Origin of the sequence: Aequorivita sp. H23M31 (assembly GCF_004022485.1) — a bacterium.
GTDB lineage: Bacteria > Bacteroidota > Bacteroidia > Flavobacteriales > Flavobacteriaceae > Aequorivita > Aequorivita ciconiae.
Genome location: NZ_CP034951.1, coordinates 1,958,062 through 1,974,105, shown reverse-complemented (window position 1 = coordinate 1,974,105; position 16,044 = coordinate 1,958,062). Strand labels below are relative to the sequence as shown.

The 16,044-nt window shown below is 39.0% G+C and carries 14 protein-coding genes; 8 read left to right on the top strand and 6 right to left on the bottom strand.

Annotated features, from left to right (window positions below; all coding sequences use genetic code 11):
* Positions 1-5 precede the first annotated feature (5 nt).
* From EI546_RS08670 to EI546_RS08660, 3 genes are all read right to left on the bottom strand, one after another.
* Positions 6-1,385, bottom strand: a complete 1,380-nt coding sequence (locus EI546_RS08670) for a TolC family protein (RefSeq protein WP_128250169.1) — start codon at positions 1,383-1,385, stop codon at positions 6-8.
* A 184-nt stretch (positions 1,386-1,569) separates the two neighbouring features.
* Entirely contained in the window at positions 1,570-1,986 is a 417-nt protein-coding gene (locus tag EI546_RS08665) for a hypothetical protein (RefSeq protein WP_128250168.1), read from the bottom strand.
* 105 nt (positions 1,987-2,091) lie between these two features.
* A complete protein-coding gene (locus EI546_RS08660) occupies positions 2,092-3,129 on the bottom strand; it encodes an endonuclease/exonuclease/phosphatase family protein (RefSeq protein WP_128250167.1) in 1,038 nt (345 codons plus the stop codon).
* Between the two features lie 102 nt (positions 3,130-3,231).
* Here EI546_RS08660 and EI546_RS08655 point away from each other — a divergent pair, with 102 nt between their 5' ends.
* From EI546_RS08655 to EI546_RS08630, 6 genes are all read left to right on the top strand, one after another.
* Positions 3,232-4,704 (top strand): T9SS type A sorting domain-containing protein, encoded by a 1,473-nt coding sequence (locus EI546_RS08655; RefSeq protein ID WP_128250166.1) that lies wholly within the window; start codon positions 3,232-3,234, stop codon positions 4,702-4,704.
* 183 nt (positions 4,705-4,887) lie between these two features.
* A complete protein-coding gene (locus EI546_RS08650) occupies positions 4,888-6,336 on the top strand; it encodes a pyridoxal phosphate-dependent decarboxylase family protein (protein WP_128250165.1) in 1,449 nt (482 codons plus the stop codon).
* Positions 6,333-7,550 carry a BaiN/RdsA family NAD(P)/FAD-dependent oxidoreductase gene (locus EI546_RS08645; RefSeq protein ID WP_128250164.1) on the top strand — a complete coding sequence of 406 codons (1,218 nt, stop codon included), beginning with the start codon at positions 6,333-6,335 and terminating at the stop codon, positions 7,548-7,550. Before EI546_RS08650 ends, EI546_RS08645 begins: the two co-directional genes overlap by 4 nt.
* Before the next feature lie 57 nt (positions 7,551-7,607).
* On the top strand, positions 7,608-7,874 hold the full coding sequence (locus tag EI546_RS08640) for a hypothetical protein (RefSeq protein ID WP_240673087.1): 267 nt from the start codon (positions 7,608-7,610) through the stop codon (positions 7,872-7,874).
* Positions 7,846-8,115, top strand: a complete 270-nt coding sequence (locus EI546_RS08635; RefSeq protein ID WP_128250163.1) for a type II toxin-antitoxin system RelE/ParE family toxin — start codon at positions 7,846-7,848, stop codon at positions 8,113-8,115. The genes EI546_RS08640 and EI546_RS08635 overlap by 29 nt, the downstream gene beginning before the upstream one ends.
* A 62-nt stretch (positions 8,116-8,177) precedes the next feature.
* Entirely contained in the window at positions 8,178-8,390 is a 213-nt protein-coding gene (locus tag EI546_RS08630) for a hypothetical protein (RefSeq protein WP_128250162.1), read from the top strand.
* Between the two features lie 278 nt (positions 8,391-8,668).
* On the opposite strand, the gene EI546_RS08625 is transcribed toward EI546_RS08630, so the two are convergent.
* From EI546_RS08625 to EI546_RS08615, 3 genes are all read right to left on the bottom strand, one after another.
* On the bottom strand, positions 8,669-9,184 hold the full coding sequence (locus tag EI546_RS08625; RefSeq protein WP_128250161.1) for an O-acetyl-ADP-ribose deacetylase: 516 nt from the start codon (positions 9,182-9,184) through the stop codon (positions 8,669-8,671).
* A 12-nt stretch (positions 9,185-9,196) separates the two neighbouring features.
* On the bottom strand, positions 9,197-9,403 hold the full coding sequence (locus tag EI546_RS08620) for a hypervirulence associated TUDOR domain-containing protein (RefSeq protein WP_128250160.1): 207 nt from the start codon (positions 9,401-9,403) through the stop codon (positions 9,197-9,199).
* A gap of 114 nt (positions 9,404-9,517) precedes the next feature.
* Positions 9,518-11,413, bottom strand: coding sequence for a chloride channel protein (locus tag EI546_RS08615; protein ID WP_128250159.1), 1,896 nt, complete (start codon positions 11,411-11,413; stop codon positions 9,518-9,520).
* Positions 11,414-11,794: 381 nt separating this feature from the next.
* Here EI546_RS08615 and acnA point away from each other — a divergent pair, with 381 nt between their 5' ends.
* Together acnA and EI546_RS08600 are read left to right on the top strand one after the other, a co-directional pair.
* Positions 11,795-14,578 carry an aconitate hydratase gene (acnA, locus tag EI546_RS08610; RefSeq protein WP_128250158.1) on the top strand — a complete coding sequence of 928 codons (2,784 nt, stop codon included), beginning with the start codon at positions 11,795-11,797 and terminating at the stop codon, positions 14,576-14,578.
* A 541-nt stretch (positions 14,579-15,119) separates the two neighbouring features.
* Entirely contained in the window at positions 15,120-16,043 is a 924-nt protein-coding gene (locus tag EI546_RS08600) for a 1-aminocyclopropane-1-carboxylate deaminase/D-cysteine desulfhydrase (protein ID WP_128250156.1), read from the top strand.
* Position 16,044 lies beyond the last annotated feature (1 nt).

Genomic DNA, 16,044 nt, shown 5'->3' with positions numbered 1-16,044 from the left:
TATTTTTAAAGAGTGTTGAACAAATGTGAAAAGTCGGCTATCAATTCGGCTTCGGAAGCCATCAGCATCCAAAAATCATAAGCGGCGTCTATGTGTTTTTTCTCCGCCTGTTCTACAAAAATTTGGATCTGCAGCAGATTGCTCAAGTCCATCAGTCCGCTTTTATACCGGGACAGATACATTTCATAAGCATCGTTGGCCTGTTGTTGGGCTTCATTGGTTTTTTTTACCTCTGTATATTGACGGAGCAATTTATTTTGAATGGATGCCAACTCCGCTTGCATCTGCTGTTCGTACTGTTTGTAGCGATGGCCCTCACTTTCGGCTTGTTTTTCCAGACTGCCGGCGCGTTGTTTTTGGGTATAGAGGTCAGAAATATTCCAGGTAATGCCCACACCGACCAATCCATTGCTCACGGAATTTGAAAAGCCATCGTTCCAATTGTTTGAAACGGTGCCGTCCTCTCCAATTCCCACACCACGATAAGCATAGCCTCCAATCAGTTTTATGGAGGGCAATGCTGCACGAGCTTCACTTTTGGATTGATAATCCAATCTTTTTCGATGTTCATCAAGCGAGGTCAATACAGGATGTGAGGAATTGACTTCATTGGCTTTGTTTAACGAAACCGCCATCGGGTTCAAAAAACTCGGGACAGAATTAATATAACTCGCTTGATTTCCACTGGTTAATTCCAAAAGCTGGATAAGGGCAGCCTGTTTTTCCCCCTGAAGTTTTTCATTGTCCCCAATAGCTTGATTGTAGGAGGAGGAGGCCAATAAGCTATCCGCAGCCGATTTCAAGCCCGCTTTTGCCAAGGCCGAAGTAATCGTTCGGATGGTATTCAACCGATCTACATTTTGTTGATTGGATTCCAATTTAGTTTCCTTAAAAAGCAATTGGAGATATCGTTGGGAGAGTTCCTTTTTGAGGTGAAGTCCATAAGCCTCCCTTTCCCCTTGGGCACTTTGTGTTTTTGCTTTGGCCGCTTTGGACTTATTGTGATATTTTCCAAAGGAGAAAATTTCCCATTCCAAAGTGGAAGAAGCATAGGTGTTGAAAGTCCAAGAAGGTCCTGTCAATGCATTTGCACCACTGACGTTAAAAAGTCCGGGCTGCGGAAAAAATGCCCCGCTGATACCTTCGAAAGTGGCATACGAATTTTGTGCCTGCGCACGAAGTTGGGGAAGTCGTTCGCCAAAAACAGAGCGTTCTTCCATTTTAGCCGATTCTACGGTGGCTTCTCGTGACTGTAGGCCAGGGTAGGAGCTCTGCACCTCTTCCCACAAGGAGTTTAGTTGACCTTCGCTTTGTTGGGCGAAGACGGCTTGGCAGTTGGCAAGGAATGCTCCAATGCCGAAAACTGCGACAAGAATTCTTTTCATTGATTTTATTTTACGATTATGGATACTGTCTGGTCCTTTTAAAATGAACCCCAGAGCAGAAAGCTTAGATTTATTTGATGTTTTTTAGACAAAAATTAGATGAAGATGGAAATAGCCTAGTGCTTAAAACCAAGGGCATAGCACAGTCTGTTTCTCTTTCTTTAATGCCTAAAAGAAGGATTAACTATCGTAAATCGTAAAAAAGAAGTTTGCTAAAAAGAAGATACTTGGGAATGCTTTTCCCAAAGGAAGGAGTCTTGTAAATGTGTTTGTCCTCTGGTCGAAAGAAAGGCAGTAACAAAAGTGAAAAAACAACCGTCAACAAAACGGCCGAAGAAAGATTCTTGATGATGGATTGATCAAAAGAATCGGAGGTGAGCACCTGAAGATCGGCGCATTTCATACATGCCGTCTCCGCATGGGAAACAGAAGAAATCTGTGTCCCAAAATTTCCAACTTGCACCGTATTCACGGGAATATCAAATAAAACCTTGATTCCACGCTTTAGCGAACAGGAAGACAAAAGCACCAGCAACAACAGTGAAGTTGCCAGGAGCTTTCTGAAAAATGGATTATTATTATGTGCTGATATTTTTTTCACAAGGGGCAAATATAGCCAAATGGTTCAGAGGAAAAAAACTCAAAGAATTTTCGAGGACATTTTCAGGATTGCAACTGTAGGGTATTATCAATAAGTGTTTCAGACTTAATTGTTCTTCCCTTCCTCAATAATTTCCTCAACTTCTTCTTTTTCTTCTACATCCATTTTTGGATTTTCAGGAGTGCTAACATTTTTTTTATGATGGATTTCGTAATACATAGCATAATGGTCGCTTCCAAAATAGTTGGAACGAATCATTTTACCGACATATAAATCCTTGGTGTGAAATAAATGATCCAAAGGAAATCTCAGGAAAAAATAATTTGCATTGTAGGTAGGGAAAAAACCTCTTCCCACTCTTGGATCGACCATTCCCGTCATTTTTTTGAATAAACGGGTCGTGCGACTCCACACCACATCATTCATATCTCCACAAACAACAGTAGGTTTGTCTTCCTCTCGAATTTTTTTACCGGTAATTATTAATTCCGCATCTGCTTCTTTAGAAGTTTCATTTTCCGTGGGGCTTGGCGGAGCTGGATGGAGACAGCAAAAATAGATGGGTGGATTGTCCGCAATTCTTAAGTCAAAAAAAATGGAAGGTTTGTCATCCTCAATTTGATAATTCACCTCAACATTTTCTAATTTAATTTTGGAATAAAGATGCATTCCATAGAAATTTTCAAGTGGTACTTTCACTGAAAAAGGATAATCCTTTTCAATGGGAGATAGACAGTTTTCCCATTCCTTGTTGGATTCCATGGTTAGTACAACATCAGGATCAAGACGTTTTATTTCATTTAAAAAATCGGGATAACAGGAGTTGGTCTGTAAAACATTTCCCGCTAAAATAGAAACATGGCCGTCAGTTGATGCATGGGATTGTTTACGTGGATAGAAAGAACTGTATTGCGCTACTTTTAAAAGCTGATAGATCATTGACAACACTAGCGCAGCTAATAATATCCAAGAAAAGGTGGTAAATGGGTTGTCAAGGAATATTAGAAGTATCAAAAGTACCAGCTGAATAAACAAGGATTGCAGGCGAACGAAATCCGCTGTACGAAAGAACCAATGTAGGTTTCCGGTAGCCGGGAAGAAAGGACTTATAATAAAAAAGATGGTTAGTATATGAAGTATCATTCTTCAAATTTAATATTTTATGAAAAGTAAAAGACCAGAAATAGCTTTTTTGAAACTAGTCTTATGATTATTTTTACCACTTATCAAAAAATTTACATAAAAATGAAGAAAATTACTTTCAGTATTTTATTTACATTGCTCCTAATTGCTAGCTCATATGCACAGGACTTCACTACACCTAATACCGGTTTAGTGTATACGTTGGACGACATTGCTACTGCCAGTCCGACAACGATCACTGTTTCTGGAACCGATTATACTATGTTTGGAAATCTGACTATTGCTGAAAACGATACTCTTCTGGTGGATTCCGATCTTACGCTGTCCATTGATGCCGATTTGCGAATTACCATATTTGGGACATTCACGGTAAATGCAGATGCAGTTACTTTTACGGCCATAGACGAAGATGCTCCTTACGAGGGTTTCCGTTTTGAGGAAAATTCTGTTGTTAACATTCAAAATTCCACAATAACCTATGGAGGTGGACTGAGAGTGCTGAACGAAGATTTTACTTTAAATAATTGTACGCTTTCCCACAATGTGTCTGGAATTTCAACCGGTTCTGTAGTTTCTCTCTCTCGAGGAACGCCGCAAATAACCAATAACATATTTACTTTTAATCAAACTCCTGCAGTGAGTAGTGCGGCAAACAGACAAGTTTCTGCATATATTTTTAATAATTATATAGAGGCAAATAATATTGCCAATAGCAATCGTCCACAAATTAATATGGGAACTACTAGGGCTACGGATACTTTGAGAATTATCCAAAATACTATTATAGGAGATCCGGCAAATACTAGGGCAGGTGGAATTGCAGTTTCTAATTTAACTGGTGGGCAGGTTTTGGCAATAATAGATGACAATATTATTCAGGGGAATCGTTACGGAATAACTGTAGTTGGGGCAAATGCCTTTGCCTATATTCGAAACAATATTATCGAAGACAATGATATTGAAGGTGATCCGCTAATAGGAGGAAGTGGTATTTCCATAAACACAAACAATGGCCCTCATACTATTGTTGCCTCTGGAAATGAGATACGAAGAAATCTTTGGGGAATTACGGTAATTGGTGAAGCTATGCTAAACCTTGGCGATGATGAAGAAAATCCCGGAGGAAACATATTTTCAGAAAATGGAAATGGAGGGGAAATATTTGCGCTCTATAATAACACACCGCACACAATAATGGCAAAGCATAACTGCTGGATTGAGGACCAAGAAAGCACTCCTGAAGATGTTGAAGATGTAATTTTTCATAGCGTAGATGATCCCAATTTAGGTGAAGTAATTTTTGAACCGTTTTTATGTGGAATCGTGGTTGGTATTGAAGAAAATACTTTTGCCGATTTCAGTTTCTATCCCAATCCAGTGAAAGACGAAATCCATTTCAACAATAATTACTCTATTGAAAAAGTGGAAATCTATGGAATACAGGGAAATCTGATTTCTTCTAAGAAAATTAACGATGGTCTCCAAGCACTTACAATAAATCTCCCCGGAGGCTTGTATTTTGTCAAATTCAGTAACGATTTCCAAACCGTAACCAAGAAGATGATTGTGGAGTAGTACAATATCAGTTCGAGCGCAGGCGAGAATTTTTAATTTCCCTAATCAATAATAAATCTAAACCCCAGAGATATTGCGAGGATCCATGCAATCTTTTTGGGGTTTTATATGGGGTTTATTTTTATGCTGAGAATCCTAAATTCCCTTTGAAAAACTGTATTTTTGCACTTTTAAAAAATAAGCATGAAAGACGTAAAAATTCAGAACGAAGCTACGCTGGAATTAAGCCAGGAAGATATGAAAAGCTACGGCTACGAGGTTGTGGATGCTATTGTAGAACATTTTGTGACCCAAAATGATAAATTGCCGGTAGTTTCTGGATCGAGATCTGAGATGGAAAAGCTTTTTTTGGAAGAAGCTCCTGAAGAACCAACCGACCCAAAACAAGTTTTAAACTTTGTTTTGGACAAGGTTATGACCAAGAGCAATATCGTATCGCATCCCAAATCTTATTCTTTTGTGCCAGGGCCAAGTAATTATATCAGCGCTATGGCCGATAGCCTGACCGCTGGATTCAATATTTTTTCTGGAGGTTGGCAAGCTTCTCCTGCTGCCGCCGAAATGGAAATCGTAACCATGAATTGGCTATTAAAAATGTTTGGATTCCCGCAGAAAAAAGGAGGTGGGATATTCACCAGTGGTGGGTCAATGGCAAACTTAACAGGACTCGTAACTGCTCGTACCGTAAAATGTGGAGATGATTTTAGTAAAGCCATTATATATCTTTCAGATCAGGCGCACTCTTCCAATATAAAAGCAATCAGGATCCTTGGCTTTAAAAAAGAACAGATACGGATTATTCCCACCGATAACGAATTTAAGTTCTCTCTCAACAAACTAAAAAATGCCATTGCCAAAGATAGATTGGAGGGTCTTCAGCCGTTTTGCCTGATCGCAACTGCGGGAACTACAAATACAGGCACAATTGATCCCCTTTCGGATTTGGCGAAAATCTGTAAGAAGGAAGATATCTGGTTTCATATTGATGGCGCTTATGGAGGATTCGCTATTCTTTCTGAAGACGGAAAACCACTGTTAAAAGGAATTGAAAAAGCAGATTCCCTTACCATTGACCCGCACAAATGGTTTTATCAACCTTACGAAATTGGTTGTTTGCTTGTAAAACGCCATAAATGGCTCAGTGGAGCATTTACGGAAAGACCCGAGTATCTAAGGGATATTGAAGGAAATACTTCCGAAATAAACTTCTATGATCACGGTATTGAACTAACCAGACGTTTCCGGGCTCTGAAATTTTATATGTCCATAAAGACTTTTGGACTAACCGAATTCAGAAAGGCTATTACCTATAATATTAAACTTGCAGAAGCAACGGAATCACTTCTACGTAAAAGTCCGAATTGGGAGGTAATCTCTCCGGCGACTCTGGCCGTTGTCAATTTTAGGTACAATCCTATTGGAAACCAACTTTCTGAAAAGGAATTGGATGAACTAAACCAATATATTTCGCACGAGGTCGTAAACTCAAAGGAGGCACTTCTGGTTACCACGGTTCTTAATAAACAAGTTGTATTGCGGATGTGTTTAATAAATCCACGTACTACGATGGACGATATAATTGACACGATGAATCTTTGTGAAAAATTTGCAAAGGAAAAAATGACGGTGTGATAAAAACCGATGTAATAATCATTGGGGGCGGAGCAGCTGGTTTTTTTACGGCTATCAATGCGGCTGAAGCAAATCCGGATTATAAAATTATCATTTTAGAACGTGGGAAGGAAGTCCTCACCAAGGTAAAGATTTCCGGAGGGGGAAGGTGCAATGTTACCCACGCCGAATTTCTTCCAAAGGAATTAACCCAAAACTATCCACGGGGCGAAAAAGAACTTCTTGGCCCATTCCACACGTTTATGACTGGCGATACCATTGATTGGTTTGATAAACGAGGGGTGGAATTGAAAATTGAAGAAGATGGCAGGATGTTTCCCGTTTCCGATTCCTCGCAGACCATTATCGATTGTTTTCTTTCGGAAACACGACGGTTGGGGGTGGATGTCTTGCTCAATCAATCAGTTAAGGAAATTCGAAAAGATGGGGGTTCTTTTCTTATAACCACATCTTCGGATACCTTTTCTGCTGAAAAAATTGTCGTGGCCACTGGAAGCAATCCCAAAATCTGGAAGTTACTTGAAGGTTTAGGCCATTCCATAATTCCCGCAGTTCCTTCTCTTTTCACCTTTAACATTAAGGATTCTCGCATTGCTGATTTGCCAGGTCTTAGCACAAATGCTTCCGTAAAAGTTTTGGATGGCAAAAAGAAAACTTTATTGGAAAGCAGCGGTCCCTTATTGATAACGCATTGGGGAATGAGTGGTCCGGCGATTTTAAAACTTTCCGCTTGGGGCGCAAGAGTTTTGGAGCCTCTAAAATATCAATTTCAGATTGAAGTGAATTGGTTGGAAACTCCTTCCGAAGAAGAAGTGTTGGAAGAATTGAAATCCCTTAAATCCGACTTCGGAAAGCAGACGCTTTTAAAATATGCCCAATTCGATCTTCCAAAACGACTCTGGCAAAGGCTATTAAAAGCTGCCGGAATAAGTGATTCCTTAACTTGGGCAGAAACCACCCGAGAAAATCTTCAAAACATTGCAAACCAACTTGCCGCTGGCATTTTTCAGGTGGATGGAAAAAGCACTTTTAAGGAGGAATTCGTCACTGCCGGTGGGGTGGATTTAAAGGAAATAAACTTTAAATCTTTTGAAAGTCGTATTTGCAAAAACCTTTATTTTGCTGGTGAAGTACTTAATATTGATGCTATTACGGGTGGTTTTAACTTCCAAAATGCCTGGACGGGTGGGTTTATCGTTGCGCAAAATTTATAATATGGTTCATTGGTTTTTTGTTATTCATTGTATATATTTGATATATAAAATCTATATATGATGGGAAAGACAAAAAAATTAATCGAACTTGATAATAGAGCGATTGAAGTTCTTGAAAAACAGGCCAAACTCCAGAAAAGATCCCTAAAAAATTATCTTGAATTTTTGATTGAAAATACCGCTCTAAATTTTAGTGAACCTTCAGAAGAGTATAAGGCGATGATGGATGATTTGCTTGAAAGACAAAAGAATGGCACTTTGGAAACCATCCCTATCGATGAAATAAGAAAGAAATATGGCATTTCGCGTAAGACTGTCGATTGAAGCGGAACGCGAGCTGAAGAAAGCTGAATGCTTTTACGATGCCTTGGACAAGAGAATGGAATTTCTTATTGATTTTGATGAACATATTGAGTTTTTGGAGAAAAACCCTTATCTGTTCCAAATTCGATATCGAAATGTACGAATTGTCCATTTCAGAATCTTTCCATATTCATTTTACTATAATATTCAGGGAGAGGAAGTAACCGTATTGGACATAATGAGACAAAGCCAATCATATTAATATGCATATCTACATTGCTTTACTTCGGGGGAATAAGCGTTGCAATATAAAATCCATATACAATGGGAAAGACAAAAAAAATAATCGAACTCGATAATAAAGCAATTGAAATTCTTGAAAAACAGGCGAAACTTCAGAAAAGATCCCTAAAAAATTATCTTGAATTCCTGTCAGAGGAATATAAGGTGATGATGGATGGTATGATTGAGCGTGATGAAAATGGAACATTGATAACACATTCGTTAAAAGATATACTGCAAAAATATGGGCGATGATATTCGAGTAACTGATGAGGCCAGAATAGAACTTCATATAGCCCAAATGTATATTTGAATTCAACCGAAAAGAAGATACTTTTTTGGGAAGATTTTTATAGGCAAATTGAGATAATCTCAGCGATGCCAGAACGGTTTGATTATTCTATTCATTATGTGGTGAAACCTTATGGGGTATTGATTTATAGATTATTAAATCAGAAGCAAATTTATTAAATTTCTAACTCACTGCGAATTTTTAATTTAATTGTCTAAGAAAATTAGAAAATCCCGCCTCTTCATTTTCTCAATAGGCTAATTATAAGTTTAAAATTCTCCTCATCAAAACAAACAAAAATAACTTTTTCGATTTCTTTATTTTTCGAAACAAACTCCCGAACAGTGGTTACGGCAACTTCCGCCGCTTTTTCTTTTGGAAAATGATAAACTCCCGTGCTGATATTCGGAAAAGCAACAGTCTTGCAGTGGTTTTGTACCGCTAATTTTAGAGAGTTGGTATAGCACTTGGCAAGTTTTTCTTCTTCATTGTTTTTTCCTCCGTGCCAGACGGGTCCAACCGTATGGATTACGTACTTTGCTGGCATTTTACCTGCAGAGGTTATCACAGCTTCTCCAGTTGGACATCGACCCTGATTAGCGACTATTTCCTTACATTCCTCCAAAATCTGTGGCCCTCCGGCCCGATGTATTGCGCCATCTACTCCTCCACCTCCCATTAATGAACCATTGGCGGCATTTACAATAGCATCAACTTTTTGCTTTGTAATATCTCCTTTAATTACTTCTAAATTCATTTTGAAATTTGATTAAACCTTTGAAAGTGCCGAACCTTTATGGGCCGCGATATGATCGGACTTATCGCTTTTAATTTCATATTGGGGTTCATTTTTACTTGCGTGATGTGTATATCCCTTATACTTAAAATCCGAATGATGCACTTTTACAATTTTCCCACTCACCTCTCCAGCTTCCGAATTCCATTTTACGTGGTCACCTACTTTATAATCTTTCATAGCTTTTCTTTAAGGGTAATTTTCCTTTTACCTAAAGATAAAAAATGGAAGGGATTTTAAAAAATTGGAAGGGGTATTTGATATATTTTTAACCTTCGTTCTATGTGGAGAATATTATTTTCTATTAGACCTTAAATACGCACTCAGTTTTTTTCCTCGTACTACTATTTTTAAACCTCTTCTCTTTAGGGATACATTTGGGCGTCTTCTAAGATGCTCATCGAGACTGTATTTGTACGTTCCCATTATATCCCGATAAGAAAGCACACCGATAATTTCTCTACTTTTATTCGAAATTACAGGAATGACATCAATGCTTTCTTTTGCCATTAATTCAACTGCCCTGCGAAGGGTGTCCGTGTTTTTTACGTGGACACTGCTGCCGGCGGATAGAGTTCCTATTTTATTTTCTGGATTAAGGTTTTTTTTCAGAAGTTTTAGAGAGCTCAATATTCCTTTGTATTCGCCCTTATCATTGGAGACGATAAAATAATCCGATTGATAATCTTCTTCTTCTCCAAGCCAATCGCGAACTTCCTGGACCGTATTCTCTTCACCTATGACAATGCCGTTGTCATCCAGAACTTCCCCTACTCTCAATTTTTCCAAAATATCAGGCACATAAGAAAGCGGTGCTGCAACACCTCGCCGGGCCATTTTCTCGGTCATTATGGTGTTTTCCATAATAAAATAGGAAACAAAATAAGCTGTAGTACAAGCCGCGAGCAATGGCAATAGGGCATTGGATTGTCCAGTTGTTTCCAGGGCAAATACAATAGAAGTTAGGAAAGCACGAGACGCCCCGGCAAACATCGCTGACATTCCAACCAAAGCGGCCAGGGGAAGTACAATGCCGCCATTTGGAAACCATTCAATTACCCCTATCCCAATTAAAGCTCCCAATGCTCCGCCAATGGTCATTAATGGCGCCAATGTTCCTCCAGAAGTTCCACTTCCCAGGGCTATAGCCCAGGAAATGAATTTTAAAACACAGAGTGATAGAAGTACTTTTAGGGTTAGATTACCCGAAAGAACCGCAATTATATTGTCGTAACCCACTCCTAAGGTAGATGGCGCGAAATATCCTACAACACCTACCCCTAGTCCACCAATGGCCGGCCACCAGGCCCAGTGAATAGGAAGTTTTTCAAAGCCGTCCTCTATTAGATAAACTATTTTTGTGGCAAGTACAGAAAAAATCCCAATAACAATGCCCATAAGGCTATAAATGAATAAGGCCATATTGGAAGGGAATTCAATAGTAGTTTCTATAGGAAACACTACTTCCGACCCGAACAAAAAATGGTGACCAGCCGCTCCCGTAATGCAAGCCACGGCAACTGGAATAAAGGACCTGGGAGAAAATTCAAACAACAAAAGTTCGATGGCAAGAAATATTGCAGCCACGGGGCTACCAAAAATAGCCGCCATTCCCGCAGTGGCACCGGCAGCCAAAAGGATTTTTCTTTCGTTATCGGTAATCCTTAGCATTTGACCCAATGTGGAGCCTAGAGCACCACCCGTGGCGATAATGGGTCCCTCGGCCCCAAATGGTCCTCCGGTCCCAATAGATATTGCTGAAGAAACAGGTTTCAAATAAGTAATGGCAGGTTTAATCTTGCTTTTGTTTGTAAGTATCTGCTCCATCGCCTCAGGGATTCCGTGCCCTCGAATTTGCTTCGATCCATAAAGAGCCATAAGCCCTACGACTAAGCCTCCGATGGCTGGGATAATGATTACCAAAAGTCCGAGGTGGTTGCCGGCAGGGCTCACGTTTTGCACGCTAACGTTGCCGTAGAAAGAAATGTTTGTAATTAGACTTATTAGATGAACTAAGAATTTGGCAAGAAAACTTATGCATAGGGCAACAACAAATGCAAGGAGGGCAATGGTGAAAATCCGTCTTTTATTAACCTGGTTCTCTGAATATGAGGATTCCTGATCGACCGTATTGCTCAAGGAGACCGAAACGGGAATTCCTTTTCTTCTGAAGATATTATTGTTTTTCATTTGACACTGCAATTGCAGTTTTTGGACTCTGAAATGGAAAAAATACAGAAAAAAGCAGAAATTTAAGACTGCCGCATAATTTTAACCATCTCCTGATTGGAAAGCCTTAAAATGGAATATTCTAAAGGATCTTATAAATAGTAGAATTATGTCTTTAAAATGATAAATAACTTTCAGTGAAAACATTATTTCTCTTGTCAAAACCTACTTATATCTAAGCTTCCTTCAATAAAATTATGAATTTTAATTTAAATTCCCATCTTTATATCACGAAAGGCTGAAATAGCTATTCTCACAACTGTTAACGGCTTGTTAAACGATATGGATTTCGTGTAGTCGGCATTTTTAATCGTTAATTTTAAGAAATAAATATTTTAAACCATGCAACTAGATTTATACAGCCTCAAAAAGAATTTAAAGACCGCAAACGGGAATGAACTTACCTATTATAGTCTTGCCGAACTTGAAGATCAAGGTCATAACATCTCAAAATTACCTTTTTCCATTCGCATTCTCCTCGAAAATGCCTTACGGAATTACGACGATTTTTCCGTTACGAAGGATCATCTAAATACCATCCTCAACTGGAAACCAAAAGGAAGTGAGGACGATGTAGCTTTTAAACCCGCCCGCGTCCTGATGCAGGATTTTACGGGTGTACCTGCAGTTGTAGACATCGCATCTTTAAGAGCTGAAATGGCACGTCAAGGTGGAGAGGCATCCAAAATTAATCCGCTTATTCCTGTGGACCTTGTGATAGACCATAGTGTACAGGTCGATTATTTTGCTGCCCAATATGCCTATAAACAAAACATGGAAGAAGAGTATAAGCGGAATATTGAGCGCTATACCTTTTTAAAATGGGCCCAAAAGTCGTTTGATAATTTTAGTGTAGTTCCACCAGGAATGGGAATTTGCCACCAAGTAAATCTCGAATATTTTTCCAAAGGAGTAATCGCCCGCGATGGAATGGCTTTCCCAGATACATTAGTGGGAACAGATAGCCATACCCCAATGGTTAACGGAATTGGTGTAGTAGCTTGGGGAGTTGGTGGTATTGAAGCAGAAGCGGCTATTCTGGGGCAGCCCATTTATTTTATTTCACCAGAAGTTATCGGACTAAAACTTACAGGGAAACTTCCTGCAGGTTCCACCGCAACCGATTTGGTGTTGACCATTGCAAACGTATTACGAAAATATGGGGTTGTAGGAAAATTCGTAGAGGTCTTCGGTCCGGGTGTTGATCATCTGTCGGTTCCGGATAGAGCAACCATTGGTAATATGTCTCCAGAATTTGGTTGTACTATCACCTACTTCCCCATAGACCATAAAACTTTGGAATATATGCGTGGTAGTAATCGAAGCGAAGAGCAGATAAAGTTGGTTGAGGATTATTGCAAAGCAAATATGTTATGGCGTGAAAATGAAGATCAAATTACCTATACGGATATTGTAGAATTGGATATTTCTACGGTGCAACCTAGCGTGGCAGGTCCAAAACGTCCACAGGACAAAATATTATTAAAAGATTTAAAGGAGAAATTTATAGAGCTGGAACATGCCTCCTTTGGTCGTTCCTATATAGAACCACATGCTAGGGAAGATGCCTTGGTGCGTTGGAAAGAGGAAGGGGGTAGCCAACCTGTGGAGCAACCTCATGATCCTAATCCAGATGTGGAGATAGAAGGGAAAATGAAAAATGGCCTAAAAACAGTGTGGATTTCGCATGGAAATGAAAAGTATATGCTATCTGATGGAGCGGTTGCCATAGCGGCAATTACCTCTTGTACCAACACTTCAAATCCATATGTAATGTTGGGCGCAGGGTTGGTTGCCCAAAAAGCACGTGAACATGGAATAGACGTAAAACCTTGGGTTAAAACATCACTCGCTCCGGGCTCTAAAGTGGTTACTGACTATTTGGAAAAGTCTGATCTGCTCAAAGATTTAGAAGCACTACAGTTTCATTTGGTTGGATATGGATGTACATCCTGTATCGGTAATTCTGGACCTTTGCCTCCCGAAATTTCCAAGGCAGTTGAGGATTATGATCTTATCGTTACTTCTGTACTTTCTGGAAACCGGAATTTTGAGGCGAGAATCCATCCTCAGGTAAAAATGAACTTCTTGATGTCGCCAATGTTGGTGGTAGCCTTTGCTATTGCCGGAAGGGTAGATATTGACTTAACAACTGAGCCACTTAGCTGCGATAGAAATGGGAAACCGGTTTATCTTAAGGATATTTGGCCTTCTGATGAAGAAATTCAGTCAGTTATGAAAAAGGTTTTGACTCCAGCCGATTTTAAAAAGAACTACGACGAGATTTTTGATGGTAACGAAATATGGAGAAATCTGGAGGTTCCTAATGATATCTTGTACCAGTGGGATGATGAATCAACCTATATAAAAGAGGTTCCCTTTTTTCAAGATCTTACCAAGGAACCTAAACCTTTACAAAATATTGAGGGCGCACGAGCTTTGCTTTTCTTGGGCGATAGTATAACTACAGATCATATTTCACCCGCAGGGGCTTTTGCCGAAGACTCTGCAGCTGGTAAATATTTAAGATCGCGGGGCGTTGACAAAAAGCATTTCAACAGTTACGGTTCTAGAAGAGGAAATGACGAGGTTATGGTGCGTGGAACTTTCGCCAACGTGAGAATAAAGAACAATCTGGCAAGTAAGGAAGGTGGATATACTACCTATCTTCCTTCTGGAGAGGAAATGTCTGTATATGAAGCCTCCCAAAAATACATCGAAAACAAAACCCCTCTTATTGTACTTACGGGCAAAGAGTACGGAAGTGGATCCTCGAGAGACTGGGCAGCGAAAGGAACGTTCCTATTAGGTGTTAAGGCGGTTCTGGCGGAGAGTTACGAACGTATACATAGAAGTAATCTTATTATGATGGGTGTTCTTCCATTGCAATACTTAGATGATGAAACGGCTCAAACCCACGGATTGAGCGGAAAGGAAATTTTTAGCATTACCGGACTTGAAGACCATTTAACACCTATGAAGAAACTTACGGTAAAAGCTCAAAAGGAAGATGGAACTGAAGCCGAATTTAAAGTCGTAGCAAGGCTTGATTCCCCTATTGAAGTTGCATACTACCAAAATGAAGGTATTCTTCAATACGTATTACGTCAATTCTTAAAAAATTAGATTAACATCTTTAAACAACTATAGTAAAGTCAGCAACCTTTATTTGCTATATATTAATGTAGAGAATAATGAAGGTTGCTGATTTTTTAATAGCGGAAAATGTTTGACGGCCTTAAGTTATAGAAAAACTTAATCTTCATCAATAGAGATTATTAAAATGATCCTACTCATTCAGCCAAAATTACTTCGGAAAAACTTTGACGGAATTTCCATTTGGCCTTTTGTTATCCTTAGGCATCAAAGTCTTGTTAACGATGCTGTTTTTTTGAACCATGAGCGCATCCATCTAAAACAGCAGTTGGAGTTGTTTATAATCTTCTTTTATTTGTGGTATTCTGTGGAATTTTTATTCAGATGGATCTATTATCGGGATAGATATCAGGCATATAAAAATATTTCTTTTGAAAGGGAAGCATATTTTAATGAATGTAATATCCATTATTTAAAATCCAGATCCATTTGGAGCTTTCTCAACTATCTATAGGAACATAAAGATGTTTTACAGATTAATTTTGTTACTCCCATAGTTATCTTTGCCACTATGGATGATTTTTGGCAAACGAGTTACATTCCGACAGAGAAAATCGATCTCTCCGCTTTTGGAATTGGCGGATTCTCATTATTTATAAAACGGGAAGATTTGCTTCATCCTTTTGTTTCTGGCAATAAATTTAGAAAACTAAAATACAATATTGAATCTGCGCAATTGCAAAGCAAGGATACTCTCTTGACATTCGGAGGCGCGTTTTCAAACCACATTGCAGCAACAGCGGCGGCAGGTAAAGAATTTGAAATGAAAACTATCGGAATAATTCGAGGAGAGGAACTTGCGGATAAAATAGGTGAGAACCCTACACTTACCTTCGCCCAAAATTGTGGAATGCAATTCCATTTTGTGTCAAGGGAGACATATCGACAAAAAGAAACTTCTTGGTTTCTCAATGATTTAAAAGAAAAATTCGGTGATTTTTACCTCGTTCCAGAAGGTGGCACTAATTCCTTTGCCGTAAAGGGATGCACTGAAATTTTAGATGTGCAGGATAAAATTTACGATTATGTTTGTGTCCCAGTGGGTACTGGAGGAACAATCGCTGGATTGATAGAAGCCTCAGGCGAAAATCAAAATATTCTTGGCTTTTCAGCTTTAAATGGAATTTTCCAATCTGAAGGAATTAAGAAATATACTAGCAAAAGAAACTATAAACTCATAGATTCCTATTGTTTTGGCGGCTATGGTAAAATAGAAAAGAATTTAGTGCGTTTCATAAACGACTTTCGGTCAATTACTGGAATTCCATTGGATCCCGTTTATACAGGCAAAATGCTTTTCGGCATTATGGATCTTTTGAAAATTGGGTATTTCAGCGAAAATAGCCGTATTTTAGCCGTTCATACGGGAGGGCTGCAAGGTGTGGCCGGAATGAATGCAGTATTGAAAAGAAAAAAATTACCTTTAATTGAATAAC